At 73.9% G+C, this 20,314-nt stretch carries 15 protein-coding genes and 1 riboswitch; of the genes, 10 read left to right on the top strand and 5 right to left on the bottom strand.

Translation table 11 applies throughout. From position 1 onward, the window contains the following. Nucleotides 1-68 precede the first annotated feature (68 nt). From ACFY93_RS27630 to ACFY93_RS27610, 5 genes are all read right to left on the bottom strand, one after another. On the bottom strand, nt 69-290 hold the full coding sequence (locus ACFY93_RS27630) for a helix-turn-helix domain-containing protein (RefSeq protein ID WP_043439149.1): 222 nt from the start codon (nt 288-290) through the stop codon (nt 69-71). A 424-nt stretch (nt 291-714) separates the two neighbouring features. Further along, entirely contained in the window at nt 715-2,313 is a 1,599-nt protein-coding gene (locus ACFY93_RS27625) for an ATP-binding cassette domain-containing protein (RefSeq protein ID WP_391363924.1), read from the bottom strand. 265 nt (nt 2,314-2,578) lie between these two features. Beyond that, nucleotides 2,579-3,997: a hypothetical protein gene (locus ACFY93_RS27620; RefSeq protein ID WP_391363923.1), complete on the bottom strand. Its 1,419-nt coding sequence runs from the start codon at nt 3,995-3,997 to the stop codon at nt 2,579-2,581. Between the two features lie 239 nt (nt 3,998-4,236). After that, nucleotides 4,237-5,364: an alpha/beta fold hydrolase gene (locus ACFY93_RS27615; RefSeq protein ID WP_391363921.1), complete on the bottom strand. Its 1,128-nt coding sequence runs from the start codon at nt 5,362-5,364 to the stop codon at nt 4,237-4,239. A 142-nt stretch (nt 5,365-5,506) separates the two neighbouring features. Continuing rightward, nucleotides 5,507-6,247 (bottom strand): class II aldolase/adducin family protein, encoded by a 741-nt coding sequence (locus ACFY93_RS27610; RefSeq protein WP_391364022.1) that lies wholly within the window; start codon nt 6,245-6,247, stop codon nt 5,507-5,509. 205 nt (nt 6,248-6,452) lie between these two features. Here ACFY93_RS27610 and ACFY93_RS27605 point away from each other — a divergent pair, with 205 nt between their 5' ends. From ACFY93_RS27605 to cobI, 10 genes are all read left to right on the top strand, one after another. After that, nucleotides 6,453-7,154 carry a GH25 family lysozyme gene (locus tag ACFY93_RS27605; protein ID WP_391364020.1) on the top strand — a complete coding sequence of 234 codons (702 nt, stop codon included), beginning with the start codon at nt 6,453-6,455 and terminating at the stop codon, nt 7,152-7,154. 233 nt (nt 7,155-7,387) lie between these two features. Further along, nucleotides 7,388-8,656: an inorganic phosphate transporter gene (locus tag ACFY93_RS27600; RefSeq protein ID WP_391363920.1), complete on the top strand. Its 1,269-nt coding sequence runs from the start codon at nt 7,388-7,390 to the stop codon at nt 8,654-8,656. Between the two features lie 12 nt (nt 8,657-8,668). Then, nucleotides 8,669-8,890, top strand: a complete 222-nt coding sequence (locus ACFY93_RS27595) for a hypothetical protein (protein ID WP_391363918.1) — start codon at nt 8,669-8,671, stop codon at nt 8,888-8,890. A 138-nt stretch (nt 8,891-9,028) separates the two neighbouring features. Next, nucleotides 9,029-9,171: riboswitch (cobalamin riboswitch) on the top strand. A gap of 117 nt (nt 9,172-9,288) precedes the next feature. Continuing rightward, nucleotides 9,289-10,308 carry a cobalamin biosynthesis protein gene (locus ACFY93_RS27590; RefSeq protein WP_391363916.1) on the top strand — a complete coding sequence of 340 codons (1,020 nt, stop codon included), beginning with the start codon at nt 9,289-9,291 and terminating at the stop codon, nt 10,306-10,308. Then, nucleotides 10,305-11,837, top strand: a complete 1,533-nt coding sequence (locus tag ACFY93_RS27585) for a cobyric acid synthase (protein WP_391363914.1) — start codon at nt 10,305-10,307, stop codon at nt 11,835-11,837. Before ACFY93_RS27590 ends, ACFY93_RS27585 begins: the two co-directional genes overlap by 4 nt. Next, nucleotides 11,834-15,487 carry a cobaltochelatase subunit CobN gene (gene cobN / locus ACFY93_RS27580; RefSeq protein ID WP_391363912.1) on the top strand — a complete coding sequence of 1,218 codons (3,654 nt, stop codon included), beginning with the start codon at nt 11,834-11,836 and terminating at the stop codon, nt 15,485-15,487. Before ACFY93_RS27585 ends, cobN begins: the two co-directional genes overlap by 4 nt. Continuing rightward, nucleotides 15,484-17,553: a putative cobaltochelatase gene (locus ACFY93_RS27575; protein WP_391363910.1), complete on the top strand. Its 2,070-nt coding sequence runs from the start codon at nt 15,484-15,486 to the stop codon at nt 17,551-17,553. The genes cobN and ACFY93_RS27575 overlap by 4 nt, the downstream gene beginning before the upstream one ends. Further along, on the top strand, nt 17,553-18,152 hold the full coding sequence (gene cobO, locus ACFY93_RS27570) for a cob(I)yrinic acid a,c-diamide adenosyltransferase (protein WP_391363909.1): 600 nt from the start codon (nt 17,553-17,555) through the stop codon (nt 18,150-18,152). Before ACFY93_RS27575 ends, cobO begins: the two co-directional genes overlap by 1 nt. Next, a complete protein-coding gene (locus ACFY93_RS27565; RefSeq protein ID WP_391363907.1) occupies nt 18,146-19,558 on the top strand; it encodes a cobyrinate a,c-diamide synthase in 1,413 nt (470 codons plus the stop codon). Before cobO ends, ACFY93_RS27565 begins: the two co-directional genes overlap by 7 nt. Further along, nucleotides 19,555-20,304 (top strand): precorrin-2 C(20)-methyltransferase, encoded by a 750-nt coding sequence (gene cobI / locus ACFY93_RS27560; protein WP_391363905.1) that lies wholly within the window; start codon nt 19,555-19,557, stop codon nt 20,302-20,304. Before ACFY93_RS27565 ends, cobI begins: the two co-directional genes overlap by 4 nt. Nucleotides 20,305-20,314 lie beyond the last annotated feature (10 nt).

The raw sequence follows: 20,314 nt of genomic DNA, 5'->3' as shown, positions 1-20,314 counted from the left end.
GTAACCACCCGGCCGCCGGCACGGCCGACCGGGTGGTCACCATCGAAGCCGGTGGGTCGTCCGGGCTCTCAGGCCGAGGGGGCCTTCTTGCCGCGGGTCGCCCCGCCACGCCCTCGCAGCGTGACGCCCGACTCACTGAGCATCCGGTGGACGAAGCCATACGAGCGGCCGGTCTCCTCGGCCAGCGCCCGGATGCTCGCACCGGAGTCGTACTTCTTCTTCAGGTCTGCCGCGAGCTTGTCGCGCGCGGCGCCGGTCACCCGGCTGCCCTTCTTCAGAGTCTCGGCCACCCGTGCCTCCTCATGGGAAGTGCGCTCTGGACTTCTCATGATCACCCCTCCCGGCCCTCATGGCCACCCATTCGGCAAGGTCCGTGGGACAAGGTTGTGACGACGGGAGCCCGTCCTCACGACCGGAATCTCTCATTCCGGTCTCTGCTCTCCGCACAGCAGAACGGGTTCCTCCGCATAGCGGCAGGTCAGCGGCACACCGCGGCCGGGCCCCTGTGCCGTAAGGGCCCGGCCGCGAAATCGGTGGACGACACACCTCGGTACGAGGAGATCTCACACAGATGGTGGATCACCGATGGGCCGAATGATCCAGACGCAAGGGATCACCGGAGCCGGCCCTGTCCCGCCGGAAGTCCCTCCGGCCGGTTCCGGGGCGGCGCCGCGGAGCCGGACGAGAGGGTCCCTTCGGGGAGTGGGGAGGTGCTCAGGCGAGGGCGACGAGGTCCGCGTAGTCCGCGCCCCAGAGGTCCTCGACACCGTCGGGCAGCAGGATGATCCGCTCGGGCTGGAGCGCGTCGACCGCGCCCTCGTCGTGCGTGACGAGGACGACGGCGCCCTTGTAGGTGCGCAGCGCGCCCAGGATCTCCTCGCGGCTGGCGGGGTCCAGGTTGTTGGTGGGCTCGTCGAGGAGCAGCACGTTCGCCGAGGAGACCACCAGGGTGGCGAGCGCGAGACGGGTCTTCTCCCCGCCGGAGAGGACCCCGGCCGGCTTGTCGACGTCGTCGCCGGAGAAGAGGAACGAGCCCAGCGTCTTGCGGACCTCGACCAGGTCCAGGTCGGGCGCGGCCGAGCGCATGTTCTCCAGGACCGTGCGCTCGGGGTCCAGGGTCTCGTGCTCCTGCGCGTAGTAGCCGAGCTTCAGGCCGTGGCCCTCGATGACCTGCCCGGTGTCGGGCTTCTCCGCCCCGCCGAGGAGGCGCAGCAGGGTCGTCTTGCCCGCGCCGTTCAGACCGAGGATGACGACGCGCGAGCCCTTGTCGATGGCGAGGTCGACATCGGTGAAGATCTCCAGCGACCCGTACGACTTCGACAGGCCCTCGGCCATGAGCGGCGTCTTCCCGCACGGCGACGGCTCGGGGAAGCGCAGCTTGGCCACCTTGTCGGACTTCCGAACGGCCTCCAGACCGGACAGCAGCTTGTCCGCGCGCCGCGCCATGTTCTGCGCGGCGACGGTCTTCGTCGCCTTGGCGCGCATCTTGTCGGCCTGCGAGTGCAGCGCGGCCGCCTTCTTCTCGGCGTTCTGCCGCTCGCGCTTGCGGCGCTTCTCGTCGGCCTCGCGCTGCTGCTGGTACAGCTTCCAGCCCATGTTGTAGACGTCGATCTGGGCGCGGTTGGCGTCCAGGTAGAACACCTTGTTCACGACCGTCTCGACCAGGTCGACGTCGTGGGAGATCACGATGAAGCCGCCGCGGTAGGTCTTCAGGTAGTCGCGCAGCCAGACGATCGAGTCGGCGTCGAGGTGGTTGGTCGGCTCGTCGAGCAGGAGGGTGTCCGCGTCCGAGAAGAGGATGCGGGCCAGCTCGATACGGCGGCGCTGACCGCCGGAGAGCGTGTGCAGGGGCTGGCCCAGCACGCGGTCGGGCAGGTTCAGCGCGGCGGCGATGGTGGCGGCCTCGGCCTCGGCGGAGTACCCGCCCTTGGTGAGGAACTCGGTCTCCTGGCGCTCGTACTGCTTCAGCGCCTTGGCGCGGGTGGCGCCGGTGCCGTTCGCGATGCGCTGCTCGTTCTCCCGCATCTTGCGGATCAGGGAGTCCAGGCCGCGCGCGGACAGGATCCGGTCGCGGGCGAGCACGTCCAGGTCGCCGGTGCGGGGGTCCTGCGGGAGGTAGCCGACCTCACCGGAGCGGGTGACGGTGCCCCCGGCGGGGATGCCCTGGCCCGCGAGGACCTTGGTGAGGGTGGTCTTTCCCGCGCCGTTGCGGCCGACCAGGCCGATGCGGTCGCCCTTGGCGATACGGAAGGTGGCGGACTCGATGAGGATGCGGGCACCGGCGCGCAGCTCGATACCGGAGGCGGAGATCACGGACAGACTCCAGGGCGGGTTCGTTGACGGGGTGGGCGGCTGAGGGCGTTCCCGCCGTCTAATGCGCGAGGAGAATGGCCATGGGCCAAGTCTAACGGGGCCGTGCAACCGGTTTTCGCGTCCGCGGCGGTCCGCGTCACCTCCCGCGTCCGGACTGTGGGGCAGGTCACCCGCGGGCCGTCGGGGGACGGGACGGCCCTGGACGCCGAGGGCGGCATCCGGATATCGGGCACCCGCACCCCCGGCACGGGGCGCGGCAGCCCCGTCAGCTGCCTCCGGTGTGCACCTGGAAGGCGGCGCGGCGGACGGCCTTGGCGAGGGCCGGGTCGGGGTGCGCGGCGGCGAGGGCCACCAGCACCTGCACGGTGCGCGGATGCCCGACGGCGCGCACCTCGTCGAGCAGCGCGGGCACGGTGGGCTGCACCGCCGACTCCAGGTGCCGTACGAGGAGCGGGGCCTCGCCGTGGTCGGCGACGGCGGCGGCGGTGTCGACCCAGAGCCAGGTGGCCTCGGCCCGGGTGAGCACCGTGTGGGCGTCCTCGGGGTCGTGGCCGTCGTGCTCGGCGAGCCACAGCAGGGCGTAGGGGCGCAGGAAGGCCTCCTCGGCCACCGCGCGCACCTCGGGTTCGGCGGGGGCTCCGACGACCCGCAGGGCCTCGAAGGCGAGTCCGCGCAGCAGGGCGTCCTCGCCGCGGGCGGCGGAGAGGAGTTCGGTGACCGCGCTGCCGACGGGGCGCGCGGCGAGCCAGGCGCGGTACTCGGCGCGGGCCGCGTTCGGGCGCAGGCGGGCGCAGCCGCGGAGCATGTCCTCGGCGTTCTGCTCGATGTTGCCCGCGGGGCTCTGCGCGGCCACGCAGATCTGCTCCAGCTTGACCCAGACCGCCCAGCTGCCGAGCGGGGTGAGCGTGGCCTGGCCGTCGGCGCAGGTGAGCGCTCCCACCGAGGCGAGGGCGTGCAGGGCCCAGTCGAGCAGGGGCGCCAGCGGGGTGTCGTCGGCCTCCTCCTCGGCCTCGGCGGGGCCGGGCCGGGGGCCGTAGGGGATCTCGCAGCGTTCGGTGCGCAGCTCCGTGACCCGCTGCTGGAGCAGGTCGAGCAGTTGCGCGACGGGCACGGGTCCCGCGGAGAGCTGGAGGAAGGAGAGGAGCTGAGGCATCGCGGAGACGACCTCGGCGACGCCCGCCGCCTCGCGGCCCTCCGGTTCCGGGTGGGCGAGGGACCAGGCGTCGAACAGGGCGACCCAGCCGCGCAGTACGGCGCTGTCGTCGCGGTTCCAGGCACGCAGCCGCCAGCCGGGGCGGGCGACGTCGCCGTGCACCTCGACGAGGCCCGCCAGGCGCGCGGTGTCCCAGTCCGCGCGGACCTGGGCCGGGGTCAGCCCCAGTTCGGCCGCGGCCCGTTCGGCGGTGCTGTCGGAGAGCGCGCCCATTCCGTCGGGCGTCGCGGCGTCCGAGGGAGTTCCGTCGCGGCCGGGACCGAGCGCCGCGTCGGCCCAGCGGGCGACGCGGGCCGCCCCGGCCAGGCCGGAGCGTGCCATTCGGGCCAGTTCGGCGGGCGCCGGTGTGCCCTCCGGGGGCCGGGGCGCGGGACGGCGGGAGCGTCGTTGCCCCACTGTTCGGGGGGCGGCTGCCAGGGGCCGCGGGCGGACGAGTCTGAGCCTGGAGTCGCGCGGGTTACGGGACGTCACGGGTGCAGTCTTCCGGTTGACGGTCCGAAATCCCAAACGGAATGCGGCGGAGCCCGCCGGGCGAGGGTGGTCCGGCGGCTCCCGGCGGGCCCGGCACGGGCCCGCCGCGTCTTCGCCGAGGCCGAAACGGAAGGCTCGTTTCACGCCATGAAGACCTCCCGGGCCGGCGCCGGGGCGGCCCTGAGGAGACCCCGTCGGGAACGGCGTGCGCCGGCCTCGCGGACCGGGGGAGGGAACGGCTACATGAGCGGGGTGAGGAAGCGGCGCAACGTCTCCTCGTAGCGGGCGGGGTCGGCGTTCCACATGGCGGCGTGCGGGGCGTCGGCGACGGTGTGCAGGGTGACCAGGTCGGGGCGGAGCCGGGCGAGGCGGCGGGAGGGGCCCCAGGGGGCGACGGTGTCGCCCGGGCCGTGCAGCAGCAGGGTCGGCACGCCGAGCCTGCCGGGGTCCGCCGTCCGCCGGATCCGGTCGCCGTGCAGCCCGGTGCGGCCCTGGGCGGCGCGGACGGCGAGCGGGAGCAGGGCGCTCGGGGTGTGGCGGGCCGTGGCGAGGGCCCGCAGCGTGGTCTCCCAGTCCAGGACGGGCGAGTCGAGGATCAGTCCGGAGATCCTCTCCCGCAGCGCGGAGTACGCGGCGGCGCGCAGGGCCATCGTGGCGCCGGTCGACCAGCCGTACAGGACGACCTCCTCGGCTCCGTAGCGGACCGCGTAGCGGATGGCCGCGTCCAGGTCGCGCCACTCGGTCTCGCCCAGGTGCCCGAGGCCGTCCGGGGGGCGCGGTGCGCCGGGGTCGCCGCGGTAGGCGAGGTCGAGCACGGGGAACTGGTGGCCGTTCAGGAACCGCATGACGTTCATCGGGTGCTCGCGCGTGGTGCCGAGGCCGTGGACGGTGATGACCCAGGTGTCGCGGGCGGCCGGTACGAACCAGGCGGGCAGTGCGCCGAGCTCCCCGGGGACGTCGGCCTCGACGTACTCGAGTCCGAGCGCGTCGCCCGGGTTCCCGACGTGCACCTGCGGGGAGAACCACACCTTGTCGCCGGGCTCCGGTGTGCCGTACGTGACGCGCTCCAGCCGGCGCACCACCGTGTCGGCGGAGGGGGACGCGGACCCCAGCACCTGGCCGACGACCGCGTGGCCGTCGTCGCCGCTCAGCCCGTAGGTGCCCGGCCGCAGGGAGGCCAGGTGCCGGGTGAGGGTGACGCGGCCCGCCGCCATGGAGTGCAGGGTGAGCCGGGGTTCGGTGGGCAGCGGTCTGCCGGGCGGCGCCTTCAGGGCGGCGTCGCTGGCGAACCGGCCGGCGGCCACGGAGGCCGCGCCCGCGGCCAGGACGACGGTGACGGCCGCGGCCGTCGCGGTGACTGTGCGCACCGGTCCAGTCTCGTGGCGAACGCCGCCCCGGGCCAGTGGAACGGCGCCTTCGGTATGAGGCCCGCCGGCGGCGCACCCCCTGCCGGCCCGGCCCCCGACCGCCTCCGGCCCCGTACGGCTCCGCCCCCCCGGGCCCGCCGCGCTACCCGGGTTGCCCGTACCCCTTCAGCCGCTCCGCCGCCGCGTCCAGCTGTTCGAGGGAGAGGATGTTCGGGGAGAGGCCGGGGACACCGGACGCGGTGAGCCAGACCCGGCACATCCACTCCAGCTGGGCGGTGCGGTCGTAGGCCTGGTCGAGGGTGTCGCCGTAGGTGACGGTGCCGTGGTTCTGGAGCAGGCAGCCGGAGCGGCCGTCGAGCGCCCGGAGCATGGCGCGGGCCAGCTCCTCGGTGCCGTACGTCGCGTACGGGGCGACCCGGACCGGTCCGCCGAGGGCGCCGGCCATGTAGTGGATCAGCGGCAGTTCCCGGACGAGCGTGGAGACGGCCGTGGCGTGCACGGCGTGGGTGTGCACGACGGCGCGCGCGCCGGTGGTGCGGTAGACGGCGAGGTGCATGGGCAGTTCGCTCGTCGGCGCGAGCGAGCCGAGCACCTGACGGCCGTCGAGGTCCACGCCGACGGCGTCGCCTGGCGCGAGCCGGTCGTAGGGCACACCGGTGGGCGTCACCAGCACGGTGGCGCCGACCCGCACCGACACGTTGCCCGACGTGCCGACGACCAGGCCGTCGCGTACCGTCCTGCGGGCCGCCGCGACCAGTTCCTCCCAGCCGCGCCGCAGCGCCTCGCGCCCCTGCGCGGCCTCACGGCCCTCCCCCGCGCCCGGTGCACCCCGCGCGCCTCGGCCGTCCCGTCCGTCCACCGCGTCCCGCCGCTCCTCAGCCATGTCAGCCATGGCGCGATCCTGTCAGGCCGGGGCGGCGGGCCGGTGGCGACCGGGGGACATTGCGGCCTCGTCGGCGCGCCCTCCAAAGGGATATAAGCGTATGAAACAACCTGTGTGAGTGACCGATCGACGACTGGCCGACGCCCCCCACGACCGACCGGACCCCGACGACCCGCCCGCCCCCTCCTCCAGACGCGTCACGGGCCTGACCGCCGCCTGCGCCGCGGCGCTCGCCCTCGGCACCGCCGCCCTCACCGCCCCGCCGGCCGCGGCATGGGACCTGCCCCTGGGCCACGACGTCTCCTCGCACCAGCGGAACGTCGACTGGGCCGGCGCGAGGGCCAGGGGCGCCCGGTTCGTCTACGTCAAGGCGACCGAGTCCCGCTCCTACCGCAACCCCTTCTTCCGCGGGCAGTACAAGGGGGCGCGCGACGCCGGACTGATCCGCGGCGCCTACCACTTCGCCCTGCCCGACAAGTCCTCCGGCACCGCCCAGGCCGCGTATTTCGTGCGGCACGGCGGCGACTGGCGCCCGGACGGCCGGACGCTGCCTCCCGCGCTGGACATCGAGCGCAATCCGTACGGCGCGAAGTGCTACGGCCTGGGCAAGAAGGCCATGGTCCGCTGGATCAGGGCGTTCAGCGACGAGGTGCTGCGGCGCACGGGCCGCCACCCGGTGATCTACACCAGCACGGACTGGTGGAACGACTGCACCGGCCGCAGCAAGGCCTTCGGCCCGGACCACGCCCTGTGGCTGGCCCGCTACAGTTCCGCCGGAGCGGGCCGCCTGCCCGCCGGGTGGTCGCACTGGACGTTCTGGCAGTACGCCAGCAGTGGACCGCTGCCCGGCGACCAGAACCTCTTCAACGGCTCCCGGGCCGCGCTCGAACGCCTGGCGAGGGGGTGACCCGGCACTCCTTTCGGGCGTCACGCAGGCGTGACGCGGCTCACAGAAGGTTCACGAAGCGTCAGCGGAACCCAATATTCCGTCTGTGTTCGAGCCTCGCGCCCCGATTCCGCCACATACGGAGGGACGGGACCCTGTTTTCCGCCACCCCGGCGCCCGCCCCAGTTCATCTTCCGTTCACCCAGGTTGCCTACGTTCCTGATGCCACTGACGTCCAACAGAAGCCTGGGTAAATGGAAAACATCACGCTCCTCCTCGGAATCGTGATCGTAACCGCCCTCGTGTTCGATTTCACGAACGGTTTCCACGACACAGCCAACGCGATGGCCACCACCATCTCGACCGGTGCTCTGAAGCCCAAGACGGCGGTGGCCATGTCCGCCGTGCTCAACCTCGCCGGCGCCTTCCTCTCCGTGGAGGTCGCCAAGACGATCTCCGGCGGCATCATCGACGAAGAGGGCATACGGACCGAGGTCATCTTCGCGGCGCTCGTCGGCGCCATCCTCTGGAATCTCCTGACCTGGCTCCTGGGTCTCCCCTCCAGTTCCTCCCACGCGCTCTTCGGCGGCCTCATCGGCGCCGCCGTGATGTCCGCGGGCTGGTCGTCGGTGAACGGCTCGACCGTCATCACCAAGGTCCTGCTCCCCGCGGTCGCCGCGCCGCTCGTGGCCGGACTCGCCGCGCTGCTGGCCACCCGCCTCACCTACCGGATCGGCCGCGGCACCGACGAGAAGGCCACCGCCAAGGGCTACCGCGCGGGCCAGATCGCCTCCGCCGGCCTGGTCTCCCTCGCCCACGGCACCAACGACGCCCAGAAGACGATGGGCATCATCACCCTCGCCCTGGTCACCGGCGGTGTGCTCGCGCCCGGCTCCAACCCGCCGCTGTGGGTCATCGTCTCCGCCGGCACGGCCATCGCCCTCGGCACCTACCTGGGCGGCTGGCGCATCATCCGCACCATGGGCAAGGGCCTCACCGAGCTCGCGCCGCAGCAGGGCTTCGCCGCCCAGACCAGCGCCGCGACGGCCATCCTGGCCTCCTCGCACATCGGTTTCTCGCTCTCCACCACCCAGGTCTGCTCGGGCGCCGTGATGGGCTCCGGCCTCGGCCGCAAGGGCGGCGTCGTCCGCTGGTCGACCGCGACCCGGATGTTCGTCGCCTGGGGCCTGACCCTGCCGGCCGCCGGCCTGGTCGGCGCGGGCGCGGAGTTCCTCACCAAGCAGGGCACCTGGGGCATCGTCCTCACCGGCACGCTGCTGGTGGCCGGGTCCGGCGCCATCTGGGTCCTGTCCCGCCGCCGCCCGGTCACCGTCGACAACGTCAACGACCGCGACGACGAGCCCGCCGGCGTCGTCACCACCGCGATCGCCGCCGTCACCCCGCCGCCCGCGGGCGTCGCGGCCGGCCCCGGCGCCGAAACGGCCGACGACGCGCTGAAGGCCACCATCCCCGCTCCGGGCCCCGGGCCCGCCGCCGAGCCCACCCGCCCGGCCACGGTGTAAGGAACGATCACCATGCACATCGACTGGGCAGCCCTCGGCTCCGTCTTCGGAGTCAGCCTCGTGGTCACCGTCGCCCTGGTGGGCTTCTTCACCCTGGGCATCATCGGCCTCACCAAGCGCGAGTCCGCCTCCGAAGGGGGCGGCGGCGCCGCCCTCGCGGTCACCGGCGCGTACGCCTGCTTCGCCGCCTGCGCGGCGGCGGTGGCGTACGGCATCTATCTGATCGTCGCCTGACGCCGGGTCATGGGCCGGGAAACCGGCCGTCGGCCGGTTCCCGGCCGTCGTGGGGTGCGGGACGGATCGACGTCCCGCACCCCACGCGCATGTGGGCCTTCGCACACTCTCCCCTCGCAGGTCAACAGCGAGTTGACGGGTGTTCTCGCCCCGTGGTGGACTGCCAACGCCATTACGGCGGCAGAAGAGGAAGCCGGTGCGAATCCGGCGCGGTCCCGCCACTGTCACCGGGGTAGTAAGCCCCCGGGAGCCAGGAACTCTCACCGCCGGTCTCGTCGAACCAGGGCGCGGACACCCTGAGTGAGGACCTATAGCCATGCGCGGCTGCCCGCTGCCGGTCTTGCCCAGCAGTACCTCGTGTACACGGATTCCGGCTCCCTCCACGGCCGGCTGACCGCATGCGTGCCGATCGCGTCTTCGCGTACGGCGCCACCGCCGGACTCCTCGGCGACCTGCTCCTCGGCGATCCCCGCCGCGGGCATCCGGTCGCCGCGTTCGGGCGGGCCGCCGGCGCCGTGGAACGGGCGCTGTGGCGCGACCACCGGGGGTGGGGCGCGCTGCACACCCTCGTGTGCGCCGGTGGCGCCGTCGGTGCCGCGGCCGTCGCCGCCCGCCGCGCCCGCCGGTCCCCCGCCGCCTCCGTCGCGCTGACCGCCGCCGCCACCTGGTCCGTCGTCGGCGGCACCTCACTGGCCCGCGAGGCCACGGCGATCGGCGACGCGCTGACCGCGGGCCGGGTCGACGCCGCCCGTGAGCGCCTGCCCCATCTGTGCGGACGCGACCCGCAGGCGCTGGACGCGGACGGCATCGCCCGGGCCGTGGTCGAGTCCGTCGCCGAGAACACCTCCGACGCCGTCGTGGGCGCACTGGTGTGGGGCGCCGTCGCCGGGGTGCCCGGACTGGCCGGCTTCCGCGCCGTGAACACCCTGGACGCCATGGTCGGACACAAATCCGCCCGCTACCGGCGCTACGGCTGGGCCTCGGCCCGCCTCGACGACGTCGCCGGGTGGCCCGGCGCCCGCCTCACCGCGGCCCTCGCCGTCCTCGCCGGCGACGACCCGCGCGGCGCCGTGCGCGCCTGGCGCGCGGACGCCTCCCGGCACCCGAGCCCCAACGCCGGTCCCGTCGAGGCCGCCTTCGCCGGCGCCCTCGGCGTACGGCTCGGCGGCACCCTCTCGTACGGAGGCCGGGTCGAGCACCGCCCCGTGCTCAACGGCGGCGGACGCCCCGTGGAGGCGAAGGACATCGAGCGGGCCGTACGGCTGTCCCGCCGGGTGGGCCTGCTGGCCCTCGGCGCGAGCGTCGCCGGACGCCTGCTGGCAGGCAGCGGGCGCGCGCCGGGCCGTGGGCCGGGGAAACGGCGGGGGACGACGGCGCTGACGACGGGTACTGGAACGGGACGGGGAGGGACGGCATGAGCGGCGGACTGCTGGTCGCCGGTACGACATCCGACGCGGGAAAGAGCGTCGTCACGGCCGGGATCTGCCGGTGGCTGGTGCGGCAGGGGGTGAAGGTCGCCCCGTTCAAGGCGCAGAACATGTCGCTGAACTCGTTCGTCACCCGCGAGGGCGCGGAGATCGGGCGGGCGCAGGCCATGCAGGCGCAGGCGGCACGCGTCGAGCCGACGGCGCTGATGAACCCCGTCCTGCTCAAGCCGGGCAGCGACCGCAGCAGCCAGGTCGTGCTGATGGGCAGAGCCGTCGGCGAGCTGACCGCCCGCGGCTACCACGGAGGGCGTCAGGAGGCGCTGCTCGGCACGGTCCTGGAGTGCCTGGCCGAGTTGCGGGGCACGTATGACGCGGTGATCTGCGAGGGGGCCGGCAGTCCTGCCGAGATCAATCTGCGCCGCACCGACATCGTGAACATGGGCATCGCACGCAACGCGCGGCTGCCCGTGCTCGTCGTCGGCGACATCGACCGGGGTGGCGTGTTCGCCTCCTTCTTCGGCACCGTCGCGCTGCTGTCCCGGGAGGACCAGGAGCTGGTCGCGGGCTTCCTCGTCAACAAGTTCCGCGGTGACGTGTCCCTGCTGGAGCCCGGCCTCGACATGCTGCACGGCCTGACCGGACGCCGCACGTACGGCGTCCTGCCGTTCCGGCACGGCCTCGGCATCGACGAGGAGGACGGCCTGAGGGTGTCCCTGCGCGGGACGGTCAGGGAGTCCGGGACCGCGGCCCCGGCGGGCGAGGACATCCTGCGCGTCGCCGTCTGCGCCGTCCCGCTGATGTCCAACTTCACCGACGTCGACGCGCTGGCCGCCGAACCGGGCGTCGTCGTGCGGTTCGTGGACCGCCCCGAGGAACTCGCCGACGCCGACCTCGTCGTCGTCCCGGGCACCCGGGGCACGGTCAATGCCTTGGAATGGCTGCGCAGACGCGGCCTCGCGGACGCGATCTCCCGTCGGGCCGCCGAGGGCCGCCCCGTCCTCGGCATCTGCGGCGGTTACCAGCTCCTCGGCGAACACATCGACGACGAGGTCGAGTCGAGGGCGGGCTCCGTCGGCGGGCTCGGACTGCTGCCCGTCCGGGTGCGGTTCGCCCGCGAGAAGACGCTCACCCGGCCCGTCGGCACCGCCCTCGGCGAAAGCGTCGAGGGGTACGAGATCCACCACGGGGTCGCCGAGGTCACCGGTGGCGACACGTTCATCGCCGATGACGAGGGACGCCGCCTGGACGGCTGCCGGGCCGGCTCCGTCTGGGGCACGCACTGGCACGGCTCGCTGGAGTCGGACGGCTTCCGGCGTGCCTTCCTGCGCGAGGTGGCGGCCGCCGCAGGCCGCCGCTTCGTCCCCGCCGACGGTACGTCGTTCGCCGCGCTGCGCGAGGAGCAGCTGGACCGGCTCGGCGACCTGATCGAACAGCACGCGGACACGGACGCGCTGTGGCGGCTCATCGAGTCCGGCGCTCCGCAAGGACTGCCCTTCATCCCACCGGGAGCGCCCGCATGAGCACAGTGTTGTTGTTGTCGACCGCCGACACGGACCTGCTGGCCGCCCGTGCCTGCGGCGCCGGCTACCGGATCGGCAACCCGACCCGTATCGACGTCCGGGAGGAGCTGCCGGAGCTGGTCGCGGGCGCGGACGTCGCCGTCGTACGGCTGCTGGGCGGCAAACGGGCCTGGGAGGACGGGCTCGCGGCGCTCAAGGCGTCCGGCATCCCGACCGTGCTGCTCGGCGGGGAGAGCGTGCCGGACGCGGAGCTGATGGCCGAGTCGTCGGTGCCGGCCGGGGTGGTCGCGGAGGCGCTGCGCTACCTCGTCGAGGGCGGCCCCGCCAACCTGGTGGAACTCGCCCGGTTCCTGTCCGACACCGTGCTGCTCACCGGCGAGGGCTTCGACGAGCCGCGGAAGATGCCCGAGTACGGCGTCCACGGCTCCCGCGTGTTCCAGGAGGGCCGCCCGAGCGTCGGCGTGCTCTTCTACCGCGCCCACGAGCTGTCCGGGAACACCGCCTTCGTCGACACCCTGTGCGACGCGATCGAGGCCCAGGGCGCCAACGCGCTGCCGGTGTACTGCGGTTCGCTGCGCGGCGCGGACGCCGGGCTGTACGAGCTGCTGGCCCGGGCCGACGCCCTGGTCGCCACCGTCCTCGCGGCCGGCGGCACGCACGCCTCGCAGGCGTCGGCGGGCGGCGACGAGGAGGCGTGGGACATCGGGGCCCTGGCCGACCTGAACATTCCCGTGCTGCAGGGGCTGTGCCTGACCACGTCGCGGGCCGCGTGGGACGCGTCGGACGCCGCCCTGTCCCCCATGGACGCGGCGATGCAGGTGGCCATTCCCGAGTTCGACGGCCGCCTCGTCACCGTCCCGTTCTCCTTCAAGGAACAGGGCCCCGACGGCGTGCCCGTCTACACCGCCGACCCCGAGCGGGCCGCGCGCGTCGCCGGGATCGCCGTCCGCCACGCCCGGCTGGGCCACAAGCCGAACGCGGAGAAGAGGATCGCGCTCGTCTTCACCGCCTACCCGACCAAGCACTCGCGCGTCGGCAACGCGGTCGGCCTCGACACACCCGCCTCGGCGGTACGGGTCCTGGACGCGCTGCGGGACGCCGGGTACGGGGTCCACGGCTACCCGGCCGGCGGCGACGAGCTGATCCACCGGCTCATCGAGGCCGGCGGCCACGACGTGGAGTGGCTGACGGAGGACCAGCTGGCCGCGGCCCCGGCGCGCGTCCCGCTCGCCGACTACCGGGAGTGGTTCGACACGCTCGACCCCGAGCTGCGGAACGGGATGCTGGAGGCCTGGGGCGAGCCGCCGGGTTCGCTGTACGTCGACGGCGACGACATCGTCCTCGCCTCCCTGCGGTTCGGGAACGTCGTCGTCATGATCCAGCCTCCGCGCGGCTTCGGCGAGAACCCGATCGCGATCTACCACGACCCCGACATGCCGCCGTCGCACCACTACATGGCGGCCTACCGCTGGCTGGACCGCGGCTTCGGCGCCGACGCCGTCGTGCACATGGGCAAGCACGGGACGATGGAGTGGCTGCCGGGCAAGGGACTGGGCCTCGGCGCCGGCTGCGCCCCCGACGCCGTCCTCGGCGACCTGCCGCTGATCTACCCGTTCATCGTCAACGACCCCGGCGAGGGCACCCAGGCCAAACGGCGCGGGCACGCCACCGTCGTCGACCACCTCGTCCCGCCGATGGCCCGCGCCGACACGTACGGGGACCTGGCGAAGCTGGAGCAACTCCTCGACGAGTACGCGCTGGTGAGCGATCTGGACCCGACGAAGGCCCCGGCCGTGCGGGCGCAGATCTGGACGCTGGTCAAGGCCGCCGAGCTCCACCACGACCTGCACGTGGACGACCAGCCGGACGACGACGCGTTCGACTCGTTCGTCATGCACATCGACGGCTATCTGTGCGAGATCAAGGACGTGCAGATCCGCGACGGGCTCCACATCCTCGGCGGCGGCCCGGTCGGTGAGCCGCGCGTGAACCTGGTGCTCGCCGTGCTGCGCGCCTCGCAGGTGTGGGGTGGGCAGGCGAACGCGCTGCCGGGTCTGCGGGCCTCGATCGCCGCTCATTTCGGCCTGGTGGAGAAGGAGCTGCTGGCCGAGCCGGGCGCCGGGGTCAAGGTCCCGGTGGAGCTGACCGGCCTGGTGGACGGCCCGGCCCGGACCGCCGCCGACGCCATCGATCTGCTGGAACAGCTCTGCCGGCGGCTCGCGGAGGGCATGGAGGCGCGCGCGTGGGCGGCGGGTGACAGCGATGCCCTGGTACGGGAGGTGCTGGGCACCGAACTCCCGGACGCGGTCGCGGTGTTGCGGTTCGCGTGCGAGGAGGTCGTGCCCCGGCTGGCCCGGACGACGGACGAGATCGGGCACATCCTGCGGGCGCTGGACGGCGGTTACGTCCCGGCGGGCCCGTCCGGTTCGCCCACCCGCGGGCTGGTCAACGTCCTGCCGACCGGCCGGAACTTCTACTCGGTCGACCCCAAGGCGATCCCGTCGAGGCTGAGCTGGGAGGTCGGGCAGTCCCTCGCGGACTCGCTGGTGGCCCGGTATCTCCAGGACACCGGTGACTACCCGAAGTCCGTCGGCCTGACGGTCTGGGGCACCTCCGCGATGCGCACCCAGGGCGACGACATCGCCGAGATCCTGGCGCTGCTGGGCTGCCGCCCGGTGTGGGACGACGCGTCGAGGCGCGTGACCGGCTTCGAGGTGGTCGGCCTGGAGGAGCTGGGCCGGCCGCGCATCGACGTCACGGTTCGCATCTCCGGCTTCTTCCGGGACGCGTTCCCGCACGTGGTGGGCCTGATCGACGACGCGGTGCGGGCGGTGGCGGAGCTGGACGAGCCGGCCGACCGGAACTACGTGCGCGCCCACGCCGACGAGGACACCGCCGAGCACGGCGACCGGCGGCGGGCCACCGCGCGCATCTTCGGCTCGAAGCCGGGCGCGTACGGCGCGGGCCTGCTGCCGCTCATCGACGCCCGCAACTGGAGAAGCGACGCGGATCTCGCCGAGGTGTACGCGGTGTGGGGCGGCTACGCCTACGGACGCGGGCTGGAGGGACGCGCGGCACGCGGCGACATGGAGACCGCGTTCCGGCGGATCGCGGTGGCGGCGAAGAACGTCGACACGCGCGAACACGACCTGGTCGACGCCGACGACTACTTCCAGTACCACGGCGGCATGGTCGCCATGGTCCGGCACCTGACGGGCGAGAGCCCCGAGGCGTACGTCGGTGACTCGGCCACCCCCGACCAGGTGAAGACGCGGACGCTGGGCGAGGAGACGCACCGCGTCTTCCGGGCCCGGGTGGTCAACCCGCGCTGGATGGCGGCCATGCGGCGGCACGGCTACAAGGGCGCCTTCGAGATGGCGGCGACCGTCGACTACCTGTTCGGCTACGACGCCACGGCGGGCGTCGTCGACGACTGGATGTACGAGAAGTTGTCGGCCGAGTACGTCTTCGACGCCGAGAACCAGGACTTCATGCGCAAGTCCAACCCGTGGGCGCTGCGCGGCATCACCGAGCGGCTGCTGGAGGCGGCGGAGCGCGGGCTGTGGGCGGAGCCGGACGCGCAGACGCTGGAGCGGCTGCGCGCCACCTATCTGGAGCTCGAAGGCGACTTGGAGGGCGACGACCAGTGAGTACCCCCTTCCCTTTCACGGCCGTGGTCGGCCAGGACGATCTGCGGCTGGCGCTGCTGCTCAACGCGGTGAGCCCCGCGGTCGGCGGTGTGCTGGTCCGGGGTGAGAAGGGCACCGCGAAGTCGACCGCCGTGCGGGCGCTGTCGGCGCTCATGCCGGAGGTGGACGTCGTCCCCGGGTGTCGTTTCTCCTGCGACCCCGAGGCCCCGGACCCGGCGTGCCCGGACGGGCCGCACGAGGCCGGTGCGGGCGCCGCACGGCCCGCCCGCATGGTCGAGCTGCCCGTCGGCGCCTCCGAGGACCGGCTGGTCGGCGCCCTCGACATCGAGCGGGCGCTGGCCGAGGGCGTGAAGGCGTTCGAGCCGGGCCTGCTCGCCGACGCCCACCGCGGAATCCTGTACGTCGACGAGGTCAACCTCCTCCACGACCACCTCGTGGACCTCCTCCTCGACGCCGCCGCGATGGGCGCCTCGTACGTCGAGCGCGAGGGTGTCTCCGTACGGCACGCGGCGCGCTTCCTGCTCGTCGGGACCATGAACCCCGAGGAGGGCGAGCTGCGGCCGCAGCTCCTCGACCGGTTCGGCCTCACCGTCGAGGTCGCCGCATCCCGCGAGCCCGACCAGCGCGTGGAGGTCGTGCGGCGGCGGCTCGCCTACGACGACGACCCCGAGGGCTTCGCCGCGCGCTGGGCCGACGAGGAGACCGCCGTACGGGCGCGGATCGTGGCGGCACGGGAGTTGCTGCCGTCGGTGCGGCTCGGTGACGGGGCGCTGCGGCAGATCGCGGCGACCTGCGCCGCCTTCGAGGTGGACGGCATGCGTGCCGACATCGTCATGGCCAGGACCGCGACCGCGCTGGCCGCCTGGGCCGGGCGGACCGAGGTGCTCGCCGAGGACGTACGGCAGGCCGCGCTGCTGGCCCTCCCCCACCGGCGCCGTCGCAACCCGTTCGACGCGCCCGGGCTCGACGAGGACAAGCTCGACGAGACGCTGGAGGAGTTCGGCGGGCAGGACGGCGACGCGGACGGGAACGGGAACGAGGAGGACGGCGGGGACGGCGGGGACGACGATCCGGACCCGGACGGGCCCGGCCCCGGCGGCGGGCGGTCCCCGCAGGACGGCCCCGACGACGGTGAGTCCCCGTCCGGGGAGACCCCGGACGTCCCCGCGCAGGGTGAGGCCGCCGAGGACGGGCAGGGCGCGTCCTCCGGTGCCGGGGAGCAGTCGCCCGTACGGGCCGCCGAGCCCTTCCGCACGAAGGCGCTGAGCGTGCCCGGTCTCGGCGAGGGCGCCGCGGGCCGGCGTTCCCGGGCGCGGACCGAGCACGGGCGGACGACGGGTGCCCGGCGGCCCCGGGGCGCCCTGACCAAGCTGCACCTGGCGGCGACGGTGCACGCCGCCGCGCCGCATCAGCGGGCGCGGGGGCGGTCCGGCCCCGGTCTGGTCGTGCGCCGGGACGATCTGCGGCAGGCGACGCGGGAGGGGCGCGAGGGCAACCTCGTCCTCTTCGTCGTCGACGCCTCCGGGTCGATGGCGGCGCGGCAGCGGATGAGCGCGGTGAAGGGCGCCGTGCTGTCGCTGCTGCTGGACGCCTACCAGCGGCGGGACAAGGTGGGGCTGGTGACCTTCCGGGGGAAGGACGCGCAGGTCTCCCTGCCGCCGACCTCGTCCGTCGACGCGGCGGCCGTGCGGCTGGAGTCGCTGCCGACCGGTGGCCGCACCCCGGTCGCGGCCGGGCTGCTCAAGGCGCACGACGTGCTGCGAGTGGAGCGGCTGCGGGACCCGGCCCGGCGGGCGCTGGTCGTGGTCGTGACCGACGGGCGGGCGACCGGTGGTCCGGAGCCGGTGGCGCTGGCGTCGCGTGCCGCGCGGCTGTTCGCGGCGGAGGGGACCGCCTCGGTGGTCGTGGACTGCGAGTCGGGTCCGGTGCGGCTGGGGCTGGCCGGGCGGCTCGCGGGCGAACTGGGCGGTACGGCGGTGACGTTGGACGAGCTGCGGGCGGACTCGATCGCCGGGCTGGTGCGGAATGTGCAGGGTGCGCAGAAGACCCAGAGGAGGGCCGCGTAATGCCGCAGGGACAGCCGAGTGTGGTGCCGGACGACGGGCTGACGACGCGCCAGCGGCGCAACCGGCCGCTGGTCGTCGTGCACACGGGCGTCGGCAAGGGCAAGTCGACCGCCGCCTTCGGGCTGGCGTTGCGCGCCTGGAACCAGGGGTGGCCGATCGGGGTGTTCCAGTTCGTCAAGTCGGCGAAGTGGAAGGTCGGCGAGGAGAACGCGCTGCGGGTGCTGGGTGCGTCCGGCGAGGGCGGCTCGGTCGACTGGCACAAGATGGGCGAGGGCTGGTCGTGGGTCCAGCGGGACTCCCAGATGGACAACGAGGAGAAGGCCCGCGAGGGCTGGGCGCAGGTCAAGCGTGACCTGGCCGCCGAGACGTACCGGCTGTACGTGCTCGACGAGTTCGCGTACCCGATGCACTGGGGGTGGGTCGACACCGACGAGGTGATCGACGTGCTGCGGGACCGTCCCGGGACCCAGCATGTCGTGATCACGGGGCGGAACGCCCCGGAGAAGCTGGTGGACTTCGCCGACCTGGTGACGGACATGTCGAAGGTGAAGCACCCGATGGACGCCGGCCAGAAGGGCCAGAGGGGCATCGAGTGGTGACTTCGGTGCCTCGGCTGGTCGTCGCCGCGCCGGCCTCCGGCAGCGGCAAGACCACCGTCGCCACGGGGCTGATGGCCGCGTTCGCCGCGCGAGGGCTCGCCGTGTCCCCGCACAAGGTGGGGCCCGACTACATCGATCCCGGGTACCACTCGCTGGCCGCCGGGCGCGTGGGGCGCAACCTCGACGCGTATCTGTGCGGCGAGGGGCTGATCGCCCCGTTGTTCGCGCACGGCGCGCGGGGCTGCGACATCGCCGTGGTCGAGGGCGTGATGGGGCTGTTCGACGGGGCGGCCGGGGAGGGGGAGCTGGCGTCCACCGCGCAGGTGGCGAAGCTGCTGCGGGCGCCGGTGGTGCTGGTCGTCGACGCGTCGTCGCAGTCGCGGTCGGTCGCCGCGCTGGTGCACGGGTTCGCCTCGTGGGATCCCGGGGTGCGGGTCGCCGGGGTGATCCTCAACAAGGTGGGGTCCGCGCGGCACGAGGCCATGCTGCGGGAGGCGCTGGACGCGTCCGGGGTGCCGGTGCTGGGGGTGCTGCGGCGGGTGCCGCAGGTGGACACGCCGTCGCGGCACCTCGGGCTGGTACCGGTCGCCGAGCGGCGGGCGGAGGCGGTCCAGGCGGTCGCGGCGATGGCCGCGCAGGTGGCCGCCGGGTGCGATCTGGAGGCGCTGGAGAGGCTGGCGCGGGGTGCGGGGGCGCTGCCGGGGGACGCGTGGGACGCGGCTGAGGCCGTGGCCTCTTCGCCCTCCTCGCCCCCTGAGCCCCTCCCCGTTCCCGAGCACGGGGGCTTCGCCCCCTCGTCCCTCAGGCCTGTCGTGGCTCTCGCCGGGGGGCCCGCGTTCACGTTCTCCTACGCCGAGCACGCCGAACTGCTGCGTGCCGCCGGGGCCGAGGTCGTCACGTTCGATCCGCTGCGGGACGAGCGGCTGCCGGAGGGGACGGGCGGGCTCGTCGTCGGGGGCGGGTTCCCGGAGGTGTACGCGGCCGAGCTGTCCGCCAACGAGCCGCTGCGCGCGGCCGTCGCCGGGCTGGCGTCGAGCGGGGCCCCGGTGGCCGCCGAGTGCGCCGGGCTGCTGTATCTGTGCCGGGAGCTGGACGGGCTTCCCCTGTGCGGGGTGCTCGACGCGAGCGCCCGGATGCACGAGCGGCTCACGCTCGGCTACCGGGACGCCGTGGCCGTCAGCGACAGCGTGCTCGCCGCCGCCGGTACCCGGATGCGCGGCCACGAGTTCCACCGGACCGTCGTCGAGCCGGGGGCGGGGGCGGCCGCAGCGTGGGGAGTGCGCGCCCCGGTGCGGCGGCTCGAGGGCTTCGTACAGCGAGGCGTGCACGCGAGTTATCTGCACACGCACTGGGCGTCCGAGCCCGGTGTCGCCCGTCGGTTCGTCGAGAGGTGCCTGACGTCATGAGCAGCAAGCTGGTCGGAGTCGGGGTCGGCCCCGGCGATCCCGAGCTGGTGACCGTCAAGGGGGTCAACGTCCTGCGTGCGGCCGACGTCGTGGTCGTGCCCGTCATGGCGGCCCCCGACGGGACGGACGGGGGCGAACGCGGCCGCGCCGAGGCGACCGTCGTGCACTACGTGCCCGAGGAGAAGATCGTCCGGGTCGTGTTCGCGCTCAACGAGCGGTCCGACCGTGCGCGCCGCGAGGCCGCCTGGGACGCGGCGGGCGAGCGGGTGGCTCAGCTGCTGCGGTCGCACACGACCGTCGCCTTCGCCACCATCGGAGACCCGAACGTGTACTCGACGTTCACCTATCTCGCGCAGACCGTCGGGGAGCTGGTGCCGGGGACCGTGATCGCGACCGTGCCCGGCATCACCGCCATGCAGGATCTCGCGGCACGATCGGGCGCGGTGCTGACCGAGGGGACCGAGCCGTTGACGCTGGTGCCCGTGACGGCGGGGGCCGCCGTGCTCAAGGAGGCGCTGAGCGGGCCGGGCACGGTCGTCGCGTACAAGTTCGGGCGGCAGGCGCGGGAGGTGGCCGAGGCGCTTCGGGAGTCCGGCCGGGTCGAGGGCGCCGTGTGGGGCTCCGCGCTCGGACTGCCCGAGGAGTCGGTCCGGCCGGCCGGCGATCTCGACGACGGTCCGCTGCCCTACCTGTCCACGCTCATCGCGCCCCCGGTGCGCGACGGCGGACGCGGCGGGAAACTGTGACCGGCGCGCT

The sequence above is a fragment of the Streptomyces sp. NPDC008313 genome, assembly GCF_042956125.1.
Lineage (GTDB): Bacteria > Actinomycetota > Actinomycetes > Streptomycetales > Streptomycetaceae > Streptomyces.
This window is presented reverse-complemented; position numbering and strand designations above follow the sequence as displayed.

Coding starts and splice junctions, on each gene's coding strand:
- ACFY93_RS27610 (WP_391364022.1), bottom strand. CDS start 6,247: ATGGCTGAGGAGCGGCGGGACGCGGTGGACGGACGGGACGGCCGAGGC.
- ACFY93_RS27600 (WP_391363920.1), top strand. CDS start 7,388: ATGGAAAACATCACGCTCCTCCTCGGAATCGTGATCGTAACCGCCCTC.
- ACFY93_RS27595 (WP_391363918.1), top strand. CDS start 8,669: ATGCACATCGACTGGGCAGCCCTCGGCTCCGTCTTCGGAGTCAGCCTC.
- ACFY93_RS27590 (WP_391363916.1), top strand. CDS start 9,289: ATGCGTGCCGATCGCGTCTTCGCGTACGGCGCCACCGCCGGACTCCTC.
- ACFY93_RS27585 (WP_391363914.1), top strand. CDS start 10,305: ATGAGCGGCGGACTGCTGGTCGCCGGTACGACATCCGACGCGGGAAAG.
- cobN (WP_391363912.1), top strand. CDS start 11,834: ATGAGCACAGTGTTGTTGTTGTCGACCGCCGACACGGACCTGCTGGCC.
- cobO (WP_391363909.1), top strand. CDS start 17,553: ATGCCGCAGGGACAGCCGAGTGTGGTGCCGGACGACGGGCTGACGACG.
- cobI (WP_391363905.1), top strand. CDS start 19,555: ATGAGCAGCAAGCTGGTCGGAGTCGGGGTCGGCCCCGGCGATCCCGAG.